Genomic DNA, 21,748 nt, shown 5'->3' with positions numbered 1-21,748 from the left:
TTCCGCCCGGCTCTGTCTTTTTGCTTTGACGCAATTCCCAAGGGAAAGCGCTACGCGCTTTTCCCGGGAAAACCGCTGCGCACTTTTCCTGGAATTGCTCTATTGTCCCGTCACGATGCGCGTCCACATGCGGTTTTGTGATCGCAGCAGCTTTGGGTCGTTGTTGTCCACCACGAACAGCTTGGCCTTCACGGCATCAGGCGGAAAGACGCCGGGATCGCTGGCTATGGCCTTGTCCATCAGCGGCAGGGACTCCGGTATCGCATTGGCGTAGGAGACATAGCTGGAATTGGCCGCGGCGATATCGGGCCGCAGATTGAAGTTGATCCAGGCCTGGGCATTGTCGGGATGCGGCGCATCTTTCGGTACCGCCATCGTATCGAAGTTGATGAGCGTGCCTTCTCTGGGGATGGAATAGGCGATCTCCAGCTTCTTTGCGGATTCCGCCGCACGGGTCCTTGCCTGGAGTATGTCGCCCGACCAGCCCAACACCACACAGATGTCACCGTTGGCGAGGTCGTTGATGTATTTCGACGAATGGAAATAGCGGATGTAGGGCCGCACCTTGACCAGCAGGTCCTCGACCTTGGCGAGGTCGTCGGGACTGGTCGATTTGGGGTTGATGTGAAGGTAGTTCATCGCCATCGGGATGACTTCAGCCGGCGCATCGATGATAGCTACACCGCAATCGGACAGCTTCTTGACCACATCGACGTCGAAGACCATGGCGAAGGAATCTGTCGGCCCGTCCGGCAGCCGCTGCTTCACCGCAGCGACGTTGTAGCCAATGCCGTCGGTGACCGCCATATAGGGCACTGCATGCAGGTTCTGCGGGTCGGCGCCGGCGATCAGCGCGAGGGCTTGCGGATCGATCTTCGAGTGGTTCGCAAGCTTCGATTTGTCGAGTTCCAGGAAAGCCCCTGCTTTGACCTGGTTCTTGAGGAACGGATAGGCTGAAGGGTAGACCACGTCATATCCGGAGCCGCCCGTGAGCAGCTTGGTCTCAAGCACCTCGTTGCCGTCATAGACGTCGTAACGAACCTTGATTCCCGTTTCCTTCTCGAATTTCTCGGCCGTGTCCGGCGCGATGTAGTCGGACCAGTTGTAGACGTTGACGATCTTTTCCTCGTCAGCCGAAGCCGCATTTGCGCAGACGCCGCAGGCAAGCAGGGTTGAGAAGATCAGAGCGCGCATGAATGTCCTCCGTTTTCGCTATGTGTTCTCGGCATGCTCCGTCCCTCAACGTCGTTGCGGGGCATAGACCGGCAAGGTGATGCAGGCGACATTGCCGCCGCCCAGCAGGATCTCTCGCGAGTTTTCGATGCCGACTATTCGGTGGTCGGGAAACAGCTCGGCCAGCGTCCGCTTGGCCTTCACATCGAGATCGCAGCCGAACTGCGGCACCACCACGACGCTGTTGCCCGGATAGTAGTTGATGTAGCTCGCCGCGATCCGGTTTCCGGCCGGTCGCGCCCAGGTCGAATCCAGCCGGTCCACGCCGTCGCTTTCTTCCGGCGTCATCTCGATCGGCAAGGGGTGGGGCAGCCGGTGAACTTCCAGCGCGCGGCCCTTCGCATCACGAGCCGAACGCAACACCGCCTCGGCTTCGCGCACGATCTCATATTGTGGGTCGTCCCGATTGTCGGTCCAGCTCAGCACGACCACGCCGGGGCGCACGAAGCAGCAGACGTCGTCGACATGGCCGTCGGTCTCGTCGAAGGCAAAGCCGCGTGGCAGCCAGATGATGGTGTCGACACCGAGATAGTCGCCAAGCTGGCGCTCCACCTCGGCCTTGCCGAGATGAGCGTTGCGATTTCGGTTGAGCAGGCATTGCTCCGTCGTGATGAGCGTGCCCTGACCGTCGCACTGCAACCCGCCACCCTCGGCGATCAGAGGTGCGCGGTAGCGATCCATGTTCTCGATTTCGAGCACTTTTTGCGCCGCAAAGTCATCCAGGTCCCATGGCGAATAGAGGCCGCCGTCAAAACCGCCATAGGCGTTGAAGATCCAATCGACGCCACGCACGTCGCCTTGATCGTTGACGACGAAGTTGGGACCGCTGTCGCGCAGCCAGGAATCGTTGGTGGACATTTCCACGACGCGCACATGACCGGGCAATCGCGCTCGGGCATTCTGCCACTGGCGAGCAGAAGCCGCCACCGTCACCGGCTCGCTTTGCGCGATCGCCGCGGCGACATCGGCGAACAGTTTTTGCGCGGGCTTGGCGCCGAGGCGCCAGGTGTCCGGCCGCTCCGGCCAGATCATCCAGCAGCCTGACTTGGGTTCGAATTCGCCGGGCGCGCGAAACCCATCCTGTTTCGGCCTTGTCGAGAGGGTTCGAGGCATCGGGGACCGCCGGGAAATGGAGTGATGACTTGCCCGGATCAGACGTTTTTGGGACCTTGTCCGTCAATGTCCCATTTGGGATATCGGTGTAGGCGGCTGGCACCTGTTGCGGAATGGCATTGCCTTCCCAAGGTGATCGGCGCAAATCTTGACCGGACGGCGCATGCCGGTGACGCAAGCAGTCGACGAAAGGGGAAAGCGGATGGATGCGACCGAACTGAAGGCCATGCAGGCGCCGCTGAAGCAGGCCTATCGTGACGACGCTTCGCAGGCCATGATCACGCTTCGCGCCAAGGGCTCGATCGACGACCAGTCGGTTGCCTGCAAGGTGGAGACGGGCAGGGCGCTCGCCATCGCCGGCCTGCATCCGGCAACAGGCGGCTCAGGCCTTGAGCTCTGCTCGGGCGACATGCTGCTGGAGGCGTTGGTCGCCTGCGCTGGGGTGACGCTGAAGGCGGTGGCGACGGCGCTCGAGTTCAAACTCGGCGCCGCCACGGTGGAGGCTGAAGGCGATCTCGATTTTCGCGGCACGCTCGGTGTCGCCAAGGATGCGCCGGTCGGCTTTCGCGCCATCCGGCTCAATTTCAACCTCGATACCGATGAGCCGCAGGAGCGGATAGACTCGCTGCTGAAGCTGACCGAGCGTTATTGCGTGGTATTCCAGACCATCAGCCAGAAGCCGGAACTGACGGTCAGCGCACGCCGCTGACGCCTACTGTGCTGACGGTTCTTCGGCGTCACCCTCGTCGGTGAAGGGCGAGGCGCTCGGCACGCATTGCACCGACCAGCCGGCCGGTGTCGGCTGCTTCTGATATTCGGTGATGGCGGCGGTGCATTGTTCGCGCTTGTCGAAGGTGCTGGGCAGCACGACCATGCCGCCTTGCGGACCGGCGATTACCAGATACCAGACCAACGCTGCTGCGGTCGTAGCCATGGGGATTTCCTTGTTCTGCCAGTTGGGCGCTTGTTGTGGGAGTCGCTGTGACCCTACCAACTCCATGGAAATGACGAAAGCATGACCGCGGCACAGCTTCCCGCCGTCTCATCACAGCCGCGTGATGTGACGGCGGGTTTCCCAGCCCGATTTCGAAGCGCAATCGGCTCAGTTGGTGGCAAAACAATAGAACAAGCCATCGCCCCCGGTGCCCTTCAGCGCCTCTTGGCTGCAGCCGCCGCGCGAGGCGTGCGAGGAATTCCAGGATTTGGCGGCTGCCGAATCGTCGAGGCCGGTACGGTCGTGATGCCCCATCATCGCGGCGCCTTCCGCCCCGCTCATCGTCCAGTCGCCGCAGGTCTGGTCGGCGATCTTGGTGCCGTCGGGCTTGGAGCCGGTCAGCACGTCGTGGCGGTTCGGCGTGTCACCGCGGCCGTTGACCACTTCGCCTTTCTCGTTGAGCGCCGTCTGCTTGGTGATGCCGTTGGCATCGCTGTGCAACGAGGCGACGTCGTCAGCGATCTTGACGCCCTTGGCGTTCACCCACGGCCCCTTGCCGATACGGTCGCGGGCGTCGGTGTCGCTGGTCGACAGATAGGCGGCCCAACTCTTGCCGGTGACGCCGGCGGCTTCCGCCAGCGATGCGCAATGCGCGTCAGCACCCTTGAGGCCGCCGAGGTCGGCACCCTTGCCGGAACCGACACTGGTGACGAAGAAGCTCATCTTGGCATCTTGCGAGTAAGCGGCGCCCGCGGCTGCGATCAGGATGGCCGCGGTGGCGAGAAGCAGTTTGCGCATGGTGGTTCCTCCGGTTTGGGCTTCGACTACGTCGAAGAAACGTTTCCGGAGGCCTGTTTAATCCCTACGCATGTCGCTTAAAAGTGCGCAGCGGTTTTTGGGAAACCGACATGCGTCAAAAAAAGGCTCAAGTTTATTCCGGCTGCCTATAGGCGACGAAGCGATTGTGCTTGGCCTGGAAGATCAATCCGGTCTCTTTCAGGTCCGGGCTGGCCAGCGGCACGATCCGCTTGGCGATCTCGGAGGGATGCGGCAACGTCTCGGGATCTTCGCCCGGCACTGCCTGGGCCCGCATGGCGGTGCGGGTGGCGCCGGGGTCAGCGGCGTTCACCCTGAGCGGCAGGCTCTGCGTCTCATGCGCCCAGGAGCGCATCATCGTCTCCACCGCGGCCTTGGATGCCGCGTAGGGTGCCCAGAAGGCGCGCGCCGAGTGCGCGGCGTTGGAAGACAGGATGATCGCGCGGCCAGCATCGGAGAGCCGCAGCAGAGGGTCGACCGAGCGGATCAGCCGCCAGGTCGAGGTGACGTTGATGGTCATCACCTTCTCGAAGGTTTTTGCTTCGACATGACCGATCGGCGAAATGACGCCGAGAACGCCGGCATTGGCGACGAGAATGTCGAGCTTGCCCCAGCGTTCGTGGATGGCGCCGCCCAGGCGGTCGATGCCGGCCATGTCGGCGAGGTCGAGCGGCACCAGTGTCGCCTGGCCGCCGGCCGCCTTGATCTGGTCGTCGAGCTCTTCCAGCCCGCCGACAGTACGAGCCACCGCAATGACATGCGCGCCGGCGGCAGCCAATTCCTTGGCAATGAAATAGCCGATGCCGCGCGAGGCGCCGGTGACGACCGCAACGCGGCCGGAAAGGTCGAGGGTCATGCGATGGATTCCGGGAATTGACTAACGCTGATGGCGGTCCGGCCTACGTCCCGCTTGTCGCCAGCAGCGACAGCGTGCGCACATTGTCGTGGCCTTCGAAGTCGAGCAGGCGGGTCGGGTACTGGCCGGTGAAGCAGGCATCGCAGAATTGCGGCTGGTCGTTGTCGCGGCTGGCCTCGCCGACCGCGCGGTAGAGCCCGTCAATGGTGAGGAAGCCGAGCGAATCGACGCGGATGAACTCGGCCATCTCCTCGATCGACATGCGCGACGCCAGGAGCTTCGATTTCTCCGGCGTGTCGACACCGTAGAAGCAGGAGGCGCGTGTCGGCGGTGAGGCGATGCGCATATGCACCTCCTTGGCGCCGGCGTCGCGCACCATCTGCACGATCTTCTGGCTGGTGGTGCCGCGCACGATGCTGTCGTCGACCAGCACCACGCGCTTGCCTTCGATCATGCGGCGGTTGGCATTGTGCTTCAGCTTGACGCCCATATGGCGGATCGAATCGCCCGGCTGGATGAAGGTGCGGCCGACATAATGATTGCGGATGATGCCGAGCTCAAAGGGAATGCCGGCCGCCTGGCTGAAGCCGATCGCCGCCGGCGTGCCCGAGTCCGGCACCGGCACGACAATGTCGGCCTCGACCGGGCTTTCGACCGCCAGCTCGGCGCCGATACGCTTGCGCACCTCATAAACGTTGCGGCCTTCGACCGAGGAATCCGGCCGCGCGAAATAGACATATTCGAAGATGCAGAAGCGGGTCTTCTGCGGCTCGAAGGGGAACAGGCTCTCGATGCCCTTGGACGTGACGACGACCATCTCGCCGGGCTTCAGGTCGCGCACGAAACGCGCGCCGATGATGTCGAGCGCGCAGGTTTCGGAGGCCAGGATCCAGGCGCCGTCGAGATCGCCCAGCACCAGCGGCCGGATGCCGAGCGGATCGCGGCAGCCGATCATCTTCTTGGCCGTCATCGCCACCAGGGAAAAAGCGCCCTCGACCTGCCGCACCGCATCGATGAAACGCGAGTTCAAATCGCGCTCCTTGCTGGTGGCGACGAGGTGCAAAAGCGTCTCGGTATCGGAGGTGGAGGAGAAGATCGCGCCTTGCTTCTGCAGCGCGCGCTGCACGGTCATGGCGTTGGTCAGATTGCCGTTGTGGGCGACGGCGAAACCGCCATCGGCCAATTCGGCGAAAAAGGGCTGGATGTTGCGCATGCCGGCGCCGCCCGTGGTGGCGTAGCGCGTATGGCCAATGGCGCGGTTGCCTTGCAGGCTGTCGATGACGCGCTGCTTGGTGAAGGTGTCGCCGATCAGGCCGACATGGCGTTCGACATGGAACTGGCTGCCGTCATAGGAAACGATGCCGGCCGCTTCTTGGCCGCGATGCTGCAGCGCATGCAGGCCCAATGTAACGATGGCCGCAGCGTCCTGCCGACCGAAAATGCCGAACACACCGCATTCGTCGTGGAAATGGTCGTCGGCCTCGGCGGAAAGCACGTCGTCTGCGTCTGCCATCTTAAGCTCCGCTAAAATCGCCATATAATGCGGGTTCGCGCCGAAAGCAACGCGGGCCGTGCAGTCGTTCACACCATCGTCAGATCCTGACGCCGTTTTTCGGCGTCAGTTTGCCGGTGCCGCCGGTGCCGGAGCGGCCGGGGCGTTGTTCGCCGGTGGTGTTGCGTCATTGTCGTCAGGCGCCGGCGTGTTGGTATCGTCGCCGCCCGCCGGAGCATCCGCCGCCGGTGCGTCCGGAGCAGCTGGCGTTTCGGCGGCCGGCTGATTCGGATTGAGCTTCTTGAGGATCGCGTTTTCCGGATCCTCGGGCAGCAGGCTTTCGAGCTTGGCGCCGATTTGTTCGAGCAGCGGCCGCGATTTGGCTTCCGTGACCCAGGCTGGCGCCTTGGCGCCGGCCAGCCAGTTGAAGAACAGCAGGGCGACGGCAACGACCAGGATGCCGCGCGCGGCGCCGTAAAGGAAACCCAGCGTCCGGTCGAGTGCGCCGATCCGGGAATCGATGATCCAGTCGGCGAGCTTCATGGTGATGACCGAGACGACGATCAGCGCGATGATGAAAACCACGCCGGCGGCGGCCGCCATGGCGACCTTTTCATTCTCGATGTAGGGAGCGAGGTAAGGCACGACCGGCTTGTAGAAGAAGAACGCCGCCGCTGCCGCCGCTGCCCAGGAGACGACGGACAGGACTTCGCGCGAGAAGCCGCGAACCATGGCGAGCATCGCCGAAACCAGAGTGAAGCCGACGAGAATTCCGTCAAGCAGCGTAATCGGCATGTCTTTCGCCCCACTCCATGAGCCGCATTGTAGCGCCGAGCATCGGGCTCTGGGTCCGATGCTCTAGTCTTCTTCGTCCACGCGGCTTCGGCGTGAGCCGGCTATGCGTGCCACGAGGTCGGCAAGCTCGGTCGGCTGGAAAGAACCGGCCCCGATCCCCCCGGCCAGTTCCCCGCTGCCCGAGGGCAGAACCGCGCTTCCAAAACCCAGCTTTTCGGCTTCCTTGAGGCGCTGTTGCGCATGCGCAACCGGCCTCACGGCGCCCGAAAGGCTGATTTCGCCGAAATAGACGCAATCGGCGGGAAGGGCAAGACCGGTGAGCGAGGAAACCAGGGCGGCCGCCACTGCGAGATCTGCCGCGGGCTCCGAAATCCGGTAGCCGCCGGCGACATTGAGATAGACATCATGGCTGCCGAATCGTACCCCGCAATGGGCTTCGAGGACCGCCAGGATCATCGACAGCCGGGCGCCGTCCCAGCCGACGACGGCGCGGCGTGGCGTGCCGAGCGAGGAGGGTGCGACCAGTGCCTGGATCTCGACCAGCACCGGCCTTGTCCCCTCCATACCGGCGAAAACCGCCGCCCCCGGCGATTTGGCATGGCGTTCGCCAAGAAAAAGCTCGGACGGATTGGCGACCTCGCGCAGGCCCTTGTCCGACATTTCGAAGACGCCGATCTCGTCGGTCGGTCCAAAACGGTTCTTCACCGTGCGCAGGATGCGGTAGTGGTGGCCGCCTTCGCCTTCGAAGTAGAGCACGGCGTCGACCATGTGCTCGACGACGCGCGGCCCGGCGATCTGGCCTTCCTTGGTGACATGGCCGACCAGTACGATCGCCGCACCCGTGGATTTCGCATAGCGGATCATCGCCTGGGCGGCAGCGCGCACCTGGGTGACGGTTCCGGGTGCCGAATCGGCAAGGTCGGTCCACAGCGTCTGGATCGAATCCAGGATGACGAGATCAGGCCGCTTGCCGTCGGCGATCGTCGCCAGGATGTCCTCGACATTGGTCTCGGCGGCAAGTTCCACCGGAGAAGTGGCGACGCCAAGCCGCTGTGCCCGCAGCCTGATCTGCGCGACCGCCTCTTCGCCCGAGACATAGACGATGCGGTGGCCTTTTGATGCCAGCGCCGCGGCCGCCTGGGTGAGCAGCGTCGACTTGCCGATGCCGGGGTCGCCACCGACCAGCAGCGCCGAGCCGCGCACGAAACCGCCGCCGGTGGCGCGATCGAGTTCGCCAATGCCCGAGATGATGCGTGGCGCGTCCTCGATATCGCCGGACAGCGTGGTCAGCACCACGGCGCGTCCCTTGCGGGCGTTGCGCGTGTTGGCTGGTCCTGAGCCGATGCCGCCGGACGTGCCTTCCTCGACCAGCGTGTTCCACTCGCCACAGGCATCGCATTTGCCGGCCCAGCGCTGATGCACCGATCCGCAGCTTTGGCAGATGAATTGGACGCGCGATTTGGCCATCAGATGGAAGCCACGCGGTGACAGGCTGGCGGGGCAGCGCCCCCCTCTGGCCTGCCGGGCATCTCCCCCTCCAGGGGGGAGATTTGCAGCTTCAGCGCTTGCGCCTTCTTTTCAACGCCAAAAATTGGCGAAAGCGTCGATGCCATCCGATCTCCCCCCTTGAGGGGGAGATGTCCGGCAGGACAGAGGGGGGCGCCAAGGAATGGGACCTGTCTCAATAGGTCACTCGAACCTTTCCGGCAGATGATGCTCCTCGGCGAGGTCGGAGAAGCGGGTGAACTCGCCCTGGAAGGCAAGGCTGACGGTGCCGGTCGGTCCATGGCGCTGCTTGGCTATGATCACTTCGGCCTTGCCCTGGACCTCGATCATCTTCGTCTCCCAGGCGAGATGCTCGGGCGTGCCTTTCTCCGGCTCCTTGTTCTTGATGTAATATTCCTCGCGGTACACGAACAGCACGACGTCGGCGTCCTGCTCGATCGAGCCCGATTCGCGCAGGTCGGACAGCTGCGGATGTTTGTCGTCGCGGCTTTCGACCTGACGCGAGAGCTGTGAGAGCGCGATGATCGGCACGCCCAACTCCTTGCCGAGCGCCTTCAGTCCGGTGGTGATCTCGGTGATTTCCTGGACGCGGTTCTGCGACGCCTTGGCAGATGAACCCTGCATCAGCTGGATATAGTCGATGACCATCAGGTCCAGCCCGCGCTGGCGCTTGAGGCGGCGGGCGCGCGCCGCGAGCTGGGCGATCGAGATACCACCCGTCTGGTCGATGTAGAGCGGGCGCTTATGGTTCTCCTGCGTGTAGGCGACAAGCTTGCCGAAATCGGCTTCCGTCAAATCGCCGCGCCGGATTTTCGACGATGGAATCTCGGTCTGCTCGGAGATGATGCGGGTGGCCAGCTGCTCCGACGACATTTCAAGCGAGAAGAAGCCGACGACGCCGCCATTGGCCGCCTTGACGGAGCCGTCGGCCTGTTGGGCAGGCTCATAGGCGGCAGCGATGTTGTAGGCGATGTTGGTGGCCAGCGACGTCTTGCCCATGCCTGGGCGGCCGGCGATGATGATCAAATCCGAAGGCTGCAGGCCACCCATGCGGTGGTCGAGATCGCGCAGGCCGGTGGCAATGCCGGACAGGTGGCCATCGCGCATATAGGCCGCGCTGGCCATGTCGACGGCATTCTTCAACGCATCGGAAAAGCTTTCGAAACCGCCATCGTAGCGGCCGTTTTCGGCCAGTTCGAACAGCCGCCGCTCGGCATCCTCGATCTGTTCGCCGGGTGCCATGTCGACCGGCGCGTCATAGGCGATGTTGACCATGTCTTCGCCCACGGTGATCAGCGCGCGGCGCGTCGCAAGGTCATAGATGGCGCGGCCATAGTCGGTGGCGTTGACGACGGTCACAGCCTCGACCGCCAGCCGCACGACATATTGCGCCATCGTCATGTCGCCGACCTTCTCGTCGGCCGGCAGGAAGGTTTTCAGCGTGATCGGCGTCGCCACCTTGCCCATACGGATGAACTCGGACGCCACCTCATAGATCTTGCGGTGCAGCGGCTCGTAGAAATGGCTGGCCTTGAGGAAGTCAGAGACGCGGTAGAAGGCGTCGTTGTTGACGAGGATGGCGCCGAGCAACGCCTGCTCGGCCTCGATGTTGTTTGGCGCTTCACGATAAAGCGGTGTTTCCGCGACGCCGAATTTTCGCGCTGCCTCTGCCATGATATCCCCGATTTCAATCCCGGCCTTTCGATATCAGAACGTGATGAGTCGGTGCTGACCTTTCTGCATCACTACCCAACCAAAGAACCTTGATGCCCGTTGTTCACAGGAACAACCAATCGTCCACAGGAGAGTATTCGCGTGCCCCGATTCCGGTTGACTCGACAGGGCGTGGATCTCTATCTGACTCGTCGGAACAAAGCAAGAACAATGGCACTGTTCATTTTGCGATGTTGTCCAGCCTGTCGCCCCAGTCCAATCGCCGGGCCAACTTGAAGTCGGCGCCGTCGCGCTTGGTGAACAAGCGCTCGGTGGCGGTGCCGTCGTCCTGGCAAAGCTTGAGCAGAACCTTGCCGGAGCCGGATTTCGGTGGCGCAAGAACTCGTGCCTGGTGTGATGTGGGGCCGTCGCGAGAAGCCGCGACGTAGATGAATTTCTCGTCTTCCCACGGCACGTCGGCATCCTTGGCCAGCCGATGCAGGCGCGAGCGGGCGACGCGGCGGGAAAAATGGCACCAGTCGGGCTGGACCAGCGGGCAGGGCGCCTGATGCGCGCAAGGCGCAAGCACATGCGCGCCCGCCTCGATCAGCTGCCGGCGCACGGCAAGGATGCGCTGCCAGCCGGCGGGGGTGCCGGGCTCGACGATCAGGAGCGTGTCGCCAGTGAGTTGCCAGAGCCGGTCGATGAGTTTCGGCTGCGATGCCGGCGCGATTTCATCGAGCACATAAGCGCACGTAACCAGATCGGCCGGCTCGATGTCAGCAAGGTCGATGGTGGCATCACCGGCCAGCCATCTGGTCTGGGCGGCAATAGTGTTGCCGGCAAGCGTCTCGCCGACCTTACGCACGGCGGCACTGGCTTCGAACAACACCGCCTGTTCGAGATCGGGCCACAGATCGGTCGCGGCCCAAAGCACCGTGCCAGGGCCGGCGCCGACATCGAGCAAGGTCCTGGGCTGAAAGGCAGGCTTGGCGTCGCTCAGCGCGTCGAGGCTGGAACGGATCGCGGCATAGGTCGCCGGCAGCCGCGTCGCCAGATAGGCCTTCACCGCCAGATCCTCGGCCATGTGCAGACGGCCGTCGCGCAACTCGGCGCGGTAGCGGTCGGACAGCGTCTTTGCCGCTTGCTTGAGTACCGCCAGCGGAACGTTTTCGAGCAGACGCTCGACACCTTGGCGAAGGGAGGCAGGCAACTCCATCTCAAGCGCCCCGCGGGACGAGAAGGATCACCGAAGCACCGGCAATGCAGAGCGCGGCACCGGCAAGATCCCAGCGGTCGGGGCGAACGCCTTCAACCAGCCACAGCCAGCCAAGCGACGCCACGATGTAGATGCCGCCATAGGGGGCGTAGGCGCGACCGGCGGCTGACGTGTCGACCAGCGCCAGCAGGAAGCCAAACAGGGCAAGCGAGGCGAGGCCGGGAAGCAGCCAAAGCGGCGACTTCTCCAGCCGCCACCAGGCCCAGAATGAAAAGCAACCGGCGATCTCGGCCAGAGCGGCGGCGGCATAGAGGACAAAGGTCATGAAAAAGGTCCCGCGACGGTCACGGGACCTTTTTCAGTGCAGGCGCCGGCAATGGCAAGCGGCAATGCTATTCCTGGTCGGCAACCTTGCGGCGGCGAGCCGGCTTGGCGGCCGGGCTCTTTTTGACGGGAGCCGTTTCACGATGCCCCATATCGCGCATCTCGAGCGCTTTTTCGCATTTGGCCATGTAGTCGCGTGTCATCGGCAGCGTATCGTTCTTCTTGGCGATCTGGATCTGGAAGATCACCAGATCCTGCCAGCGGAAGGCGGCTTCCGAGGCCGCCAGATAGAATTCCCACATGCGGCAGAAGCGCTCGTCATAGATCGCCTTGGCCTTGTCGCGATTGGCGGCGAAGCGCTCGCCCCAGTGCTTCAGCGTGTCGGCATAGTGGAGCCGCAGGATCTCGACGTCGGTGACGACCAGGCCCGACTTCTCGATCGCAGGCATCACTTCCGACAGCGACGGGATGTAGCCGCCCGGGAAGATGTATTTGCGGATGAAGGCGCTGGTCGCCCACGGCACGCCGGAACGGCCGATCGTGTGCAACAGCATGACGCCATCCGGCTTGAGCAGCGTCGCGCTCTTGTCGAAGAACGTACGGTAGTGGTTGACGCCGACATGCTCGAACATGCCGACCGAGACGATGCGGTCGAAACGCTCGTTGAGTTCGCGGTAGTCCTTCAGCTCGAAATGCACGCGGCTTTCCAGCCCTTGCGCATGCGCCCGGTCGGTGGCGACGCCATGCTGCTCGGTCGACAGCGTCACGCCTTGCACGTCGACGTCGAACGCCTTGGCGAGATAGAGGCCAAGCCCGCCCCAGCCGGAGCCGATGTCGAGCACCGTCTGGCCGGCCTTCAGCCGGAGCTTGGCGGCGATGTGGCGTTTCTTGGCGGCCTGCGCCTCGTCGAGCGTCATGTCCGGCTGCTCGAAATAGGCGCAGGAATATTGCATGTCCTCGTCGAGGAAGAGCCGGTAGAGATCGCCCGACAGATCGTAGTGGCGCTGCACGTTGCGCCGCGAGCGCGAGGCGGTGTTGATCTGCTGCAGCCGGCGGAAGGCGTGGCGCAGGCCTTCGATGGCCTTCGACCAGGTGGCGTCGATGCCGCCGCTGCCCATGTTCTGGAAGGCGATGCGCATCACGCCCAGCACGCCGCCCTCGAGAATGTCGAGTTCGCCGTCCATGTAGGCTTCAGGCACCGCCAGCATCGGATCGAAGGTGATGGCGCGCTCGGCATGCGCGGTCTTGATGTGCATGTGCACCGGTTCGCCGCTGCCGTCGCCGAAAACCACCGCCGTGCCCTTGGGGCCGGTTACCCTAAGATTGCCGGTGCGCACCAAGCGGTCGAGAACGCGCTTCAACAGAATATTCATGACCAAATGTCCCCTCTCGGCCAGACAGGCTGCCTTGGCGCGTGACCGCGAAAATCGGGATCGATTTCGCCGGAGATCTTGCGCCGAACCAAAGTTGCACAGCGTGCTTTGCGCGGCCAAAGGACGCGCGACGCCATAGTCTGCAACAATATATAGGGGTTCGAAAAGTTCCATTTGGCACAAAAATGCCCGGGCGCGAGGCCCGGGCATTGGTCCAGCATGGCTGGATGACGGCAAAGTGATCGGAGCTTGGCGTCAAGTCGTGATCAGCCCCATGGCTCCAATCGCTTGCGACGTGTGATCAGGCGTTGTCTTCGTCGCCCTCGAACGCGGTGTTCGGATCGAAGAAGTTCTCCGGCCGGGCGTTGTCGTTGATGTCGTCGCCATAGATGGCTTCGGCGGTGGTCAGCGTCTCGCCCTTGGCCTGGCGCTCGGCTTCGTCGGCCGTGCGGGCGATGTTGAGCGTGACGGTGACCTCGACTTCCGGATGCAGCGCGATCGCCACATTGGTGACGCCGATGGTCTTGATCGGCTGGTTGAGCAGGATCTGGTTGCGGTTGATCGAAAAACCTTCCGCCGTCAGCAGATCGGCGATGTCGCGGGTCGAAACGGAACCGTAAAGCTGACCGGTTTCGCCGGCGGAGCGAACGGCGATGAAGCTCTTGCCGTCGAGCTTTTCAGCGACCTGGGCCGCTTCCGACTTGCGCTCGAGGTTGCGGGCTTCAAGCTGGGCGCGCTGGCCTTCGAACTTCTTCTTGTTGGCTTCGTTGGCGCGCAGCGCCTTGCCCTGCGGCAGCAGGAAGTTACGGGCGAAGCCGTCCTTGACCTTGACGGTATCGCCCATCTGGCCGAGGCGGGAAACGCGTTCGAGAAGAATGACGTCCATGGATTTGTTCCTTTGGTTGGACGCCAATCGATCGATGAGATCGGCGCCGAATGTCTTGGGAACAGGTCAGGAAGCTTGAGCGCCTTTGGCGCTGGTGTCGCTGTCCTGCCTGTGCGGCAGTTAGAGGTTTTGACCTCAACCCGGGATTTGATGTTCAACCCTGCGGCGCCCGTCGCCGTGGGAGAAGAGCGGGCGGCGAACCGCCCGCATTTGAGATATTAGCGAACCACGTAGGGCAGCAGGCCGAGGAAGCGGGCGCGCTTGATCGCCTTGGCGAGTTCGCGCTGCTTCTTCTGGCTGACGGCGGTGATGCGCGACGGCACGATCTTGCCACGCTCGGAAATGTAGCGCTGCAGCAGACGCACGTCCTTGTAGTCGATCTTGGGCGCGTTGGCGCCGGAGAACGGGCAGGTCTTGCGGCGGCGATGGAACGGGCGCCGGGTCGGGATCTGATTGATGTCGACCATTATTCTGCACCCCCTTCAAAGCCTTCGCGCGGACGGCGCGGACCACGATCGGCACCGGCGTCGCCGAACGAGCGCGGGGGACGATCGCCACGGTCGCCGCGATCACGATCGCCGAACGAACGCGGACCACGATCGCCACGGTCACGGTCGCCGAAGCCGCCGCGTTCCGAGCGCTCTTCGCGCTTCTGCATCATGGCCGACGGGCCTTCCTCATGCGCCTCGACCTTGATGGTCAGGAAACGCAACACGTCTTCGGACAGGCCCATCTGGCGCTCCATCTCGTTGAGCGCGGCCGCCGGGCAATTCAGGTCCATCAGCGTGTAGTAAGCCTTCCGGTTCTTGTTGACCCGGTAGGTGAGGGACTTCAGTCCCCAGTTCTCGACCCGGCCGACGGACCCGCCATTTGCGGAGATGACACCCTTGTACTGTTCGACAAGCGCATCGACCTGCTGCTGCGAGAGGTCCTGCCGGGCAAGAAACACATGTTCGTAAAGAGCCATTATGTCTTATGCCTTTCTTCGTTTCTCTCCCGGTTCCCGGCGGCAAAAGCCTCTGCAACTTCTCTGACCCGCAAACCCTCGAGGGGCAGGGGGAAGAAAGGAGCATGACGAGACGGTCGAGAGCGGAGACACGGGAGGCGGAAGCACTTCCGGCTTCACACGAAGGTTCTGAAAAACCTCCGGCCCTCCGTTCAGCCCCCAGCAAGGACCGGCAGATTGCGGGCGTCTATACAGCAATCCGGCCGCAAAGCAAGGGCAAGCGGCATTCCCGTGTGTCGCAGGCGACGATCGGGAGCAGCAACGGCCGGAGTCGTGGTTTCCGGCAACCACGTCTTAACCACACCAGCAGGTTGTGTGGAGTTGAAGCCTGGCCGTCAACGGTCGATTCATCATGGAAGGCGCAAAAGCCCGGACAACCGCGCAAAAGCGGCAAGCATTTCCGGGGGTAAGGATGCTTCTCAACAAATTCTGGCGCTCGAAGAGCGGCAATTTCACGCTTGTGCTGGGACTGGGTTTGCCGGTCATCCTGACGGCAGTCGCTTTCGCAACCGATGTCTCGACCCTTATGCGGGCCAAGAGCAATTTGCAGAACGCTCTCGATTCGGCAAACCTTGCTTCTTCGCACCTTGGCGATCTCGACATCACCCGCAATGACGCTTTCAACCGCTATTTCCAGGCCAACATCGTCGGTCATGGCGAGCTCGACAATGCGCAGGCGACGTTGACTGTCGACAAGGGCGTCAACTTCGTCAAGACCAAGGCGGTTGCCTCGGCGGACGTCCATCTCAACTTCGCCTTCCTGTTCGGCGACAGCAAGCACATCGTGGTCGATGCCTCGGCGGTCGAATCGAACAACCAGCTCGAAGTCGTGCTGGTGCTGGACAACACCGGCTCGATGGCCGGCGCGCGGATGACGGCGCTGAGGACGGCGACAAAATCGTTGCTCGACACGCTCGAAGCGGCGAAATCGCCAACGCGCAAGATCCGCGCCTCGCTGGTTCCTTTCGTGACGGCCGTCAACGTCAATGGCGACGGCTTCGACCCGTCCTGGATCGACATGGACGGCAAGTCGTCAACCAACGGCGTCAATTTTCCCGTCATCGACGGCAAGCGGCCGAACCACATGGCGCTTTTCAAACAGCTCAAGAAGACCGGATGGGCCGATGCCGGATGGAATGGCACCGGATGGAAAGGTTGCGTCGAGGCGCGGCCAGGCGCTTACAATATCTCCGACACGCCACCCGACCCGGCCAAGCCCGACACGCTGTTCGTGCCCTACTTTGCGCCGGATGATCCCGAAGACGCCCAGAAGCCGTCTGGCTCCTATGGCAATTCGGATAAATACTACAACAACTCCTATCTCAACGATGTCAGCGACAAAACCAGGCTTGCCCAGTCGGGCATCAACATTCTGGGCATCGATCTCAGCAACCTGCTCGGCAATCTCATCGAACTTCTGTCGCCCGATGACAGGGATGCCAGGGAAAAGATCGCCAAATATGTTGCGCCCGCCAAGGAACTCATCACCGAGATCGGCTCTCCCGTCACTGTCGGCCCGAACCGTGCGTGTCCGACCCCGGTGGTCCCCCTGACCGACGACTTTGACAAGCTCCGCAAGGCGGCCAGTCAGATGACCGAGTGGAATGGCTCGGGTACCAATGTCTCCGAGGGCCTGTCGTGGGGTATGCGCGTGCTGTCGCCCGCCGCGCCCTACACCGACGGAGCGCCGTGGAAGACGCCTGGGATCAGCAAGATCGTGCTGTTGCTCACCGACGGCGAGAACGTCGTCTATGGCGCCAGCGAACAAGAATCGACAAAGTCGGATTACACATCCTATGGCTATCTGGCTGGCGGCCGCTTCGGATCGGACAACCAGACGACCGCTGCGCGCAATGTCGACGGCTGGACCAAAAACGTTTGCACGCAATTGAAGAACGAGGGCGTGCAGATCTACACCATGGTGCTGCAATCCGACACCGCAGCCAACCGTGCACTTTACAGCGCCTGCGCCTCGGATCCGAGCAACTATTATGCCGTCAACGATCCGACCAAACTGCCGAACGTGTTCCTTCAGATCGCCAACAACTTCACGAAGCTGCAATTGACGAACTGAACACGCGACCCGAGACGGACCAGCAGGCTCTGAGGAAATCGCTGGCCTCAACTCGTATGGGCGGCGACAATCTTGTCGACCGTTTCGGGGAAGAAGTCGGGTGCCGCGTGGCGTTTGCCGAACATCATATCGTACTGCAGCAGGCGGAAATCGCGGATCGCCGGATCGATCTCCTTCTGCCGCGCCCAATCGGGCGTGGCCTCGCCAGCCGGCGTCAGCAGCAAATTGCGGTCGACGACACGGTAGTGTTCGCTCATCTCGCCCAGGAAGCCGGTGTAGTAGGGATGGCTGATGCCGGCCGTCTTCAGGATATGATAGGGCAGGAAGGCCGGGCTGACGGCGCCCATGTGCTCAGCTGGCCCGGTGCGGTTCGACCAGATGACCAGCGGCGTCTCATGATGCTCGAGGGCAGCCTCGGGCGACGCTTCCTTGCGCGGCGCGACATTGTCCTTCAGGAAGCCGGTTTCGACATAGACCGGCCCGAGCGGCGGCAGATGGTCGCCGAAGAAGGCGATCACGGTTGGGCGGGAGCGTGTCTTTGCCCATTCGACGAGGCGTTCGAGACCGCGATCGGCATCGGCTGAGCCTTCGGCGTAGCTGAGCAGCGATTCGCGCGCCCACTGGCTGATCGGCGCCTGCACCCTGTGCGTGGGACTGTAATAGCGGTTCGGTTCGTAGGGACCGTGGTTTTGCAGGCTGACCGCAAAGAAGAACACCGGCTCTTCGCTGGCGTCGGCCTCGCTGATGATCTCGTCGGTCATCGCGGCATCCGATGCCAGTGGCCCGCGCTTTTGCATTGGCGGCAGCGTCTCTTCCGACTTGAAATCGTTGAAGCCGAAATCGGCGTAGACCGCGCCACGGTTCCAGAACCAGTTGGTGCCCGGATGGATGGCGCGCGCCCGATAACCCTGGCTCTTGAGGAAGGTTGCCAGCGACGGCGTCGGCGTGCGCACATATTGCTGGTAGGGGATGCTGCCGGCCGGCAGGAACGCGTTGGAGAAGCCGGTCAGCGCCTCGAACTCGATATTGGCGGTCATGCCGCCGAACTCCGGCGAGAACATCGAGCCGGAGCGCAGCGCCCGCACATTGGGGATCGGATCGGGCGTGATGGTGACGCCGGGCAGCTTGGTCGGGTCCCAGAAGGACTCGCTCATGACGATGATGATGTCAGGCTTCTCGGCCGGCACCGAGGCGGTCACATCGGGCCTGGCGATCGCCGCGATCGCCTTGTCGGAATAGCCCGGCGGCGCAGAGACATGCGCCATCGGCACATTGAGCGCAAAGGCCAGCGCAAAACCGTTGGAGGCATAGTTTTCCTTCTGGTCCCACATGATCGGGATGATCTGCAACCGGTCCCTGGTCCAGGAGAACGTGGCATAGTCCATGATCGAAACGAAGAAGGCGAGCAGCGGCACTGCCAGCGTCAGCCGCGCAAGGCGTCCCTTGCGGCTAAGTGCGGGAACCTTGCGGCGCCACATCCGCCAGCCATAGACGAGCAGCGACAGGCCGGCGACGATGCCGACGACCATCGCGAGCGCGGTCATCGGCCGGTCGCGCACCAAAAGCGGCAACAGCGCGAAGATCTGGCGGGCATAGAGGAAATCGGTCGGATAGAGCGGATCGCCGAGATAATGCGACTTCTGGTGGCCGACGAAGGCAAGCGATAGCGTCAGCGGCGCGACGATCATCAGGCTCTGATGGCTGCGGCCCAGCACCGCATCGAGGCCGATCAGGATCAGCGCGAACACGACGATGGTGGTCCAGCCCGGCTTGAGCGGCTGCAGGAAGAAGGAGACCGTGCCGGCAAAGTCGCCGCGCACGATCAGTTCGATGGCAAACACCAGGACGGCGGCGATCGCCAGGCTGATCAGCCCATAGCGCACGACCGGCCATCTCCTGCCCGGCAGATAGCCGGTGGAGGGGTCGTCTTCCAGGAACTGTGGCGCGGCCTTGCCGGCGCGTTTGTAACTCTTTGCCACTTTAACTTCCCCACCCAGCGACAAGCACGTCACTCGATTGTCATGGAATTGTCACGCAAAGCTAGCGCCTGTGGCCAAAATAAGAAGAGCCAGCAAACGAATCGTGAGCGGTTTTCATCAGGAGTGATCGCCAAAAAGCCTTTCGGAACAGGCACTCGGCGGATGAAGCTGCCGTCGAGCAGGGTCGAACCGGGCTTGACTTGGCGGCCTGCCTTGCGTCACAGGCAAGAAAAACTCGTCTATCAGGCAAGCAAAACCAGCCCTTGGGAGCCCGCGCATGGCCGTTGCATTCACCTTTCCTGGACAAGGCAGCCAGGCAGTCGGCATGGGCAAGGATCTCGCCGAGGCCTTTCCCGAGGCGCGCAGAATTTTCCAGGAAGTCGACGACGCGCTCGGCGAAAACCTGTCGAAGCTGATCTGGGAAGGGCCGGAAGAGACGTTGATGCTGACCGCCAACGCGCAGCCGGCGCTGATGGCGGTGTCGCTGGCCGCGATCCGGGCGCTAGAATCGCGCGGCTTCTCGCTGAAAGGCAAGGGCGCCTATGTCGCCGGTCATTCGCTGGGCGAATATTCGGCGCTCGCGGCCGCTGGCTTCGTTTCGGTTGCCGATGCCGCCAGGCTGCTGCGCATCCGCGGCAATGCCATGCAGGCGGCGGTGCCGGCCGGCGAGGGCGCCATGGCGGCGATCATCGGATTGGAACAGGCCGATGTCGAAGCAGCCTGCGCCGAGGCTGCCAAAGGCTCCGTCTGCCAGATCGCCAACGACAATGGCGGCGGCCAACTGGTCATTTCCGGCGCCAGGGCCGCGGTCGAACTGGCGGCGAAATTGTGCACTGAGAAAGGCGCCAAGCGCGCACTGATGCTGCAGGTGTCCGCGCCCTTCCATTCGGCGCTGATGGCGCCGGCCGCGAACGTCATGCGCGACGCACTCGCCGGTGTGACAAAGAATGCGCCGGTCGTTCCCGTCCTCTCCAATGTCACGGTCAGCCCGACCAGCGATCCGGACGAGATCGCCCGCCGCCTGGTCGAGCAGATAACCGGCCGCGTACGTTGGCGCGAGACCGTGGAGTGGTTCGGCGCAAATGGCGTCACCACGCTTTATGAGATTGGCGCCGGCAAGGTGCTTTCGGGATTGGCGCGGCGCATCAACCGCGACATCGCCACTGCGTCGGTCGGCTCAGCGGCTGAGGTCGAGGCGACGCTAGCAGCGCTTGCATAAAGCCCCATTTGATCCCATTCCCTGCAAAAGGGGTGTTCTCTTCTCAATCAGGAGACAAAAATGTTCGAATTGACTGGCCGCAAGGCGCTCGTCACCGGCGCATCGGGAGGCATCGGCGAGGCGATCGCCCGGATGCTGCATGCGCAAGGCGCGATCGTCGGCCTGCATGGCACCCGCGTCGAGAAACTGGAGGCGCTGGCTAGCGAGCTTGGCGACCGGGTCAAGCTGTTCCCGGCCAATTTGTCCAACCGTGACGAGGTCAAGGCGCTCGGCCAGAAAGCCGAGGCCGATCTCGAAGGCGTCGACATCCTGGTCAACAACGCCGGCATCACCAAGGACGGGCTGTTCGTGCGCATGTCGGATGCCGATTGGGACAGCGTGATCGAGGTCAATCTGACCGCCGTTTTCCGGCTCACCCGCGAACTCACCCATCCGATGATGCGCCGCCGCCATGGCCGCATCATCAACATCACCTCGGTGGTCGGCGTGACCGGCAATCCCGGCCAGACCAATTACTGCGCCTCCAAGGCCGGCATGATCGGCTTCTCCAAGTCGCTGGCGCAGGAGATCGCCACCCGCAACATCACCGTTAACTGCGTTGCACCAGGCTTCATCGAATCGGCAATGACCGACAAGCTCAACGATAAGCAGAAAGAGGCGATCATGGCGGCGATCCCGACGCGGCGCATGGGCACCAGCGTCGAAGTCGCGTCCGCCGTCGCTTATCTCGCCTCCAACGAAGCCGCCTACGTCACCGGCCAGACCATCCACGTAAATGGCGGCATGGCTATGATTTGAACGAGGTTCTGCAGCAACGCCGGCGGGTTGTGTAAAGAGACCATTTCGGCTTGGACCTCAGCTATTTTTCGTGTAATGCGGCCCGCAACCCGGCGGTTCGGGCAAAAATCGGTCCGTAGTCGTTGCGTTTCCGGCAGGACCATCTTTCAGCTTGATTAGCGGCATTCTGCCCGCTAACGAAGACAGACAAACAAAAGACGAGGATGCCCAAATGAGTGACACCGCAGAGCGCGTCAAGAAGATCGTCATCGAGCACCTTGGCGTCGATGCCGACAAAGTGACGGAGCAGGCGAGCTTCATCGATGATCTGGGCGCCGACAGCCTCGACACGGTCGAACTCGTCATGGCGTTCGAAGAAGAATTCGGCGTCGAGATCCCCGACGACGCGGCCGAGACCATCCTGACCGTCGGCGATGCCGTGAAGTACATCGACAAGGCTTCGGCCTGACGCTTTCTGCAGTCATCACCGGGG

Annotated in this window: 21 protein-coding genes; 5 read left to right on the top strand and 16 right to left on the bottom strand. The window is 62.8% G+C overall.

Annotation, left to right across the window (positions count from 1 at the left end):
• Positions 1 to 99: 99 nt before the first annotated feature.
• Both A9K65_RS26215 and aguA read right to left on the bottom strand, forming a co-directional pair.
• Complete coding sequence (locus A9K65_RS26215) at positions 100 to 1,194, bottom strand: polyamine ABC transporter substrate-binding protein (RefSeq protein ID WP_064993135.1); 1,095 nt, start codon at positions 1,192 to 1,194, stop codon at positions 100 to 102.
• 45 nt (positions 1,195 to 1,239) lie between these two features.
• The gene (gene aguA / locus A9K65_RS26210) at positions 1,240 to 2,346 is read right to left on the bottom strand and encodes an agmatine deiminase (RefSeq protein ID WP_064993136.1); all 1,107 of its coding nucleotides are present in this window, start codon (positions 2,344 to 2,346) and stop codon (positions 1,240 to 1,242) included.
• Positions 2,347 to 2,548: 202 nt separating this feature from the next.
• Between aguA and A9K65_RS26205 the strand changes: the two genes are divergently transcribed.
• Entirely contained in the window at positions 2,549 to 3,055 is a 507-nt protein-coding gene (locus A9K65_RS26205; protein ID WP_027162698.1) for an OsmC family protein, read from the top strand.
• A 3-nt stretch (positions 3,056 to 3,058) separates the two neighbouring features.
• On the opposite strand, the gene A9K65_RS26200 is transcribed toward A9K65_RS26205, so the two are convergent.
• The 13 genes from A9K65_RS26200 to rpsF form a co-directional block, all read right to left on the bottom strand.
• Positions 3,059 to 3,280, bottom strand: coding sequence for a hypothetical protein (locus tag A9K65_RS26200; protein WP_013532531.1), 222 nt, complete (start codon positions 3,278 to 3,280; stop codon positions 3,059 to 3,061).
• Positions 3,281 to 3,448: 168 nt separating this feature from the next.
• Positions 3,449 to 4,078 (bottom strand): hypothetical protein, encoded by a 630-nt coding sequence (locus A9K65_RS26195; RefSeq protein ID WP_013532530.1) that lies wholly within the window; start codon positions 4,076 to 4,078, stop codon positions 3,449 to 3,451.
• A gap of 133 nt (positions 4,079 to 4,211) precedes the next feature.
• Entirely contained in the window at positions 4,212 to 4,952 is a 741-nt protein-coding gene (locus A9K65_RS26190; RefSeq protein WP_013532529.1) for an SDR family NAD(P)-dependent oxidoreductase, read from the bottom strand.
• 43 nt (positions 4,953 to 4,995) lie between these two features.
• The gene (gene purF, locus A9K65_RS26185; RefSeq protein WP_013532528.1) at positions 4,996 to 6,465 is read right to left on the bottom strand and encodes an amidophosphoribosyltransferase; all 1,470 of its coding nucleotides are present in this window, start codon (positions 6,463 to 6,465) and stop codon (positions 4,996 to 4,998) included.
• A gap of 105 nt (positions 6,466 to 6,570) precedes the next feature.
• Positions 6,571 to 7,239, bottom strand: coding sequence for a CvpA family protein (locus A9K65_RS26180; RefSeq protein ID WP_013532527.1), 669 nt, complete (start codon positions 7,237 to 7,239; stop codon positions 6,571 to 6,573).
• 63 nt (positions 7,240 to 7,302) lie between these two features.
• Entirely contained in the window at positions 7,303 to 8,706 is a 1,404-nt protein-coding gene (gene radA / locus A9K65_RS26175) for a DNA repair protein RadA (RefSeq protein WP_064993137.1), read from the bottom strand.
• A gap of 222 nt (positions 8,707 to 8,928) precedes the next feature.
• Positions 8,929 to 10,419 carry a replicative DNA helicase gene (locus A9K65_RS26165; RefSeq protein ID WP_013532525.1) on the bottom strand — a complete coding sequence of 497 codons (1,491 nt, stop codon included), beginning with the start codon at positions 10,417 to 10,419 and terminating at the stop codon, positions 8,929 to 8,931.
• 220 nt (positions 10,420 to 10,639) lie between these two features.
• On the bottom strand, positions 10,640 to 11,617 hold the full coding sequence (locus A9K65_RS26160; RefSeq protein WP_024504322.1) for a small ribosomal subunit Rsm22 family protein: 978 nt from the start codon (positions 11,615 to 11,617) through the stop codon (positions 10,640 to 10,642).
• A gap of 1 nt (position 11,618) precedes the next feature.
• Positions 11,619 to 11,942 carry a YnfA family protein gene (locus A9K65_RS26155; RefSeq protein WP_064993138.1) on the bottom strand — a complete coding sequence of 108 codons (324 nt, stop codon included), beginning with the start codon at positions 11,940 to 11,942 and terminating at the stop codon, positions 11,619 to 11,621.
• Positions 11,943 to 12,009: 67 nt separating this feature from the next.
• The gene (locus A9K65_RS26150) at positions 12,010 to 13,314 is read right to left on the bottom strand and encodes a cyclopropane-fatty-acyl-phospholipid synthase family protein (RefSeq protein ID WP_024504321.1); all 1,305 of its coding nucleotides are present in this window, start codon (positions 13,312 to 13,314) and stop codon (positions 12,010 to 12,012) included.
• A gap of 301 nt (positions 13,315 to 13,615) precedes the next feature.
• Positions 13,616 to 14,200 carry a 50S ribosomal protein L9 gene (gene rplI / locus A9K65_RS26145; RefSeq protein ID WP_064993139.1) on the bottom strand — a complete coding sequence of 195 codons (585 nt, stop codon included), beginning with the start codon at positions 14,198 to 14,200 and terminating at the stop codon, positions 13,616 to 13,618.
• 218 nt (positions 14,201 to 14,418) lie between these two features.
• Positions 14,419 to 14,667 (bottom strand): 30S ribosomal protein S18, encoded by a 249-nt coding sequence (rpsR, locus tag A9K65_RS26140; protein WP_006203718.1) that lies wholly within the window; start codon positions 14,665 to 14,667, stop codon positions 14,419 to 14,421.
• Entirely contained in the window at positions 14,667 to 15,167 is a 501-nt protein-coding gene (gene rpsF, locus A9K65_RS26135; RefSeq protein ID WP_013532520.1) for a 30S ribosomal protein S6, read from the bottom strand. Before rpsF ends, rpsR begins: the two co-directional genes overlap by 1 nt.
• A 451-nt stretch (positions 15,168 to 15,618) precedes the next feature.
• On the opposite strand from rpsF, the gene A9K65_RS26130 reads away from it, so the two are divergent.
• Positions 15,619 to 17,280: a pilus assembly protein gene (locus tag A9K65_RS26130; RefSeq protein WP_063171791.1), complete on the top strand. Its 1,662-nt coding sequence runs from the start codon at positions 15,619 to 15,621 to the stop codon at positions 17,278 to 17,280.
• Between the two features lie 47 nt (positions 17,281 to 17,327).
• Here the strand turns inward: A9K65_RS26130 and A9K65_RS26125 are convergent, their stop codons facing one another.
• Positions 17,328 to 19,259 (bottom strand): LTA synthase family protein, encoded by a 1,932-nt coding sequence (locus tag A9K65_RS26125; protein ID WP_024504319.1) that lies wholly within the window; start codon positions 19,257 to 19,259, stop codon positions 17,328 to 17,330.
• Positions 19,260 to 19,536: 277 nt separating this feature from the next.
• On the opposite strand from A9K65_RS26125, the gene fabD reads away from it, so the two are divergent.
• The 3 genes from fabD to A9K65_RS26110 all read left to right on the top strand — a co-directional run bounded on the left by fabD (position 19,537) and on the right by A9K65_RS26110 (position 21,724).
• Complete coding sequence (fabD, locus tag A9K65_RS26120) at positions 19,537 to 20,478, top strand: ACP S-malonyltransferase (RefSeq protein WP_064993140.1); 942 nt, start codon at positions 19,537 to 19,539, stop codon at positions 20,476 to 20,478.
• Between the two features lie 60 nt (positions 20,479 to 20,538).
• Positions 20,539 to 21,276, top strand: coding sequence for a 3-oxoacyl-[acyl-carrier-protein] reductase (gene fabG / locus A9K65_RS26115; protein ID WP_013532516.1), 738 nt, complete (start codon positions 20,539 to 20,541; stop codon positions 21,274 to 21,276).
• A 211-nt stretch (positions 21,277 to 21,487) separates the two neighbouring features.
• The gene (locus tag A9K65_RS26110; RefSeq protein WP_006203723.1) at positions 21,488 to 21,724 is read left to right on the top strand and encodes an acyl carrier protein; all 237 of its coding nucleotides are present in this window, start codon (positions 21,488 to 21,490) and stop codon (positions 21,722 to 21,724) included.
• The last annotated feature ends 24 nt before the right edge of the window (positions 21,725 to 21,748 follow it).

Source organism: Mesorhizobium sp. WSM1497 (genome assembly GCF_001672455.2).
Classification (GTDB): Bacteria; Pseudomonadota; Alphaproteobacteria; order Rhizobiales; family Rhizobiaceae; genus Mesorhizobium; species Mesorhizobium ciceri.
This window is presented reverse-complemented; position numbering and strand designations above follow the sequence as displayed.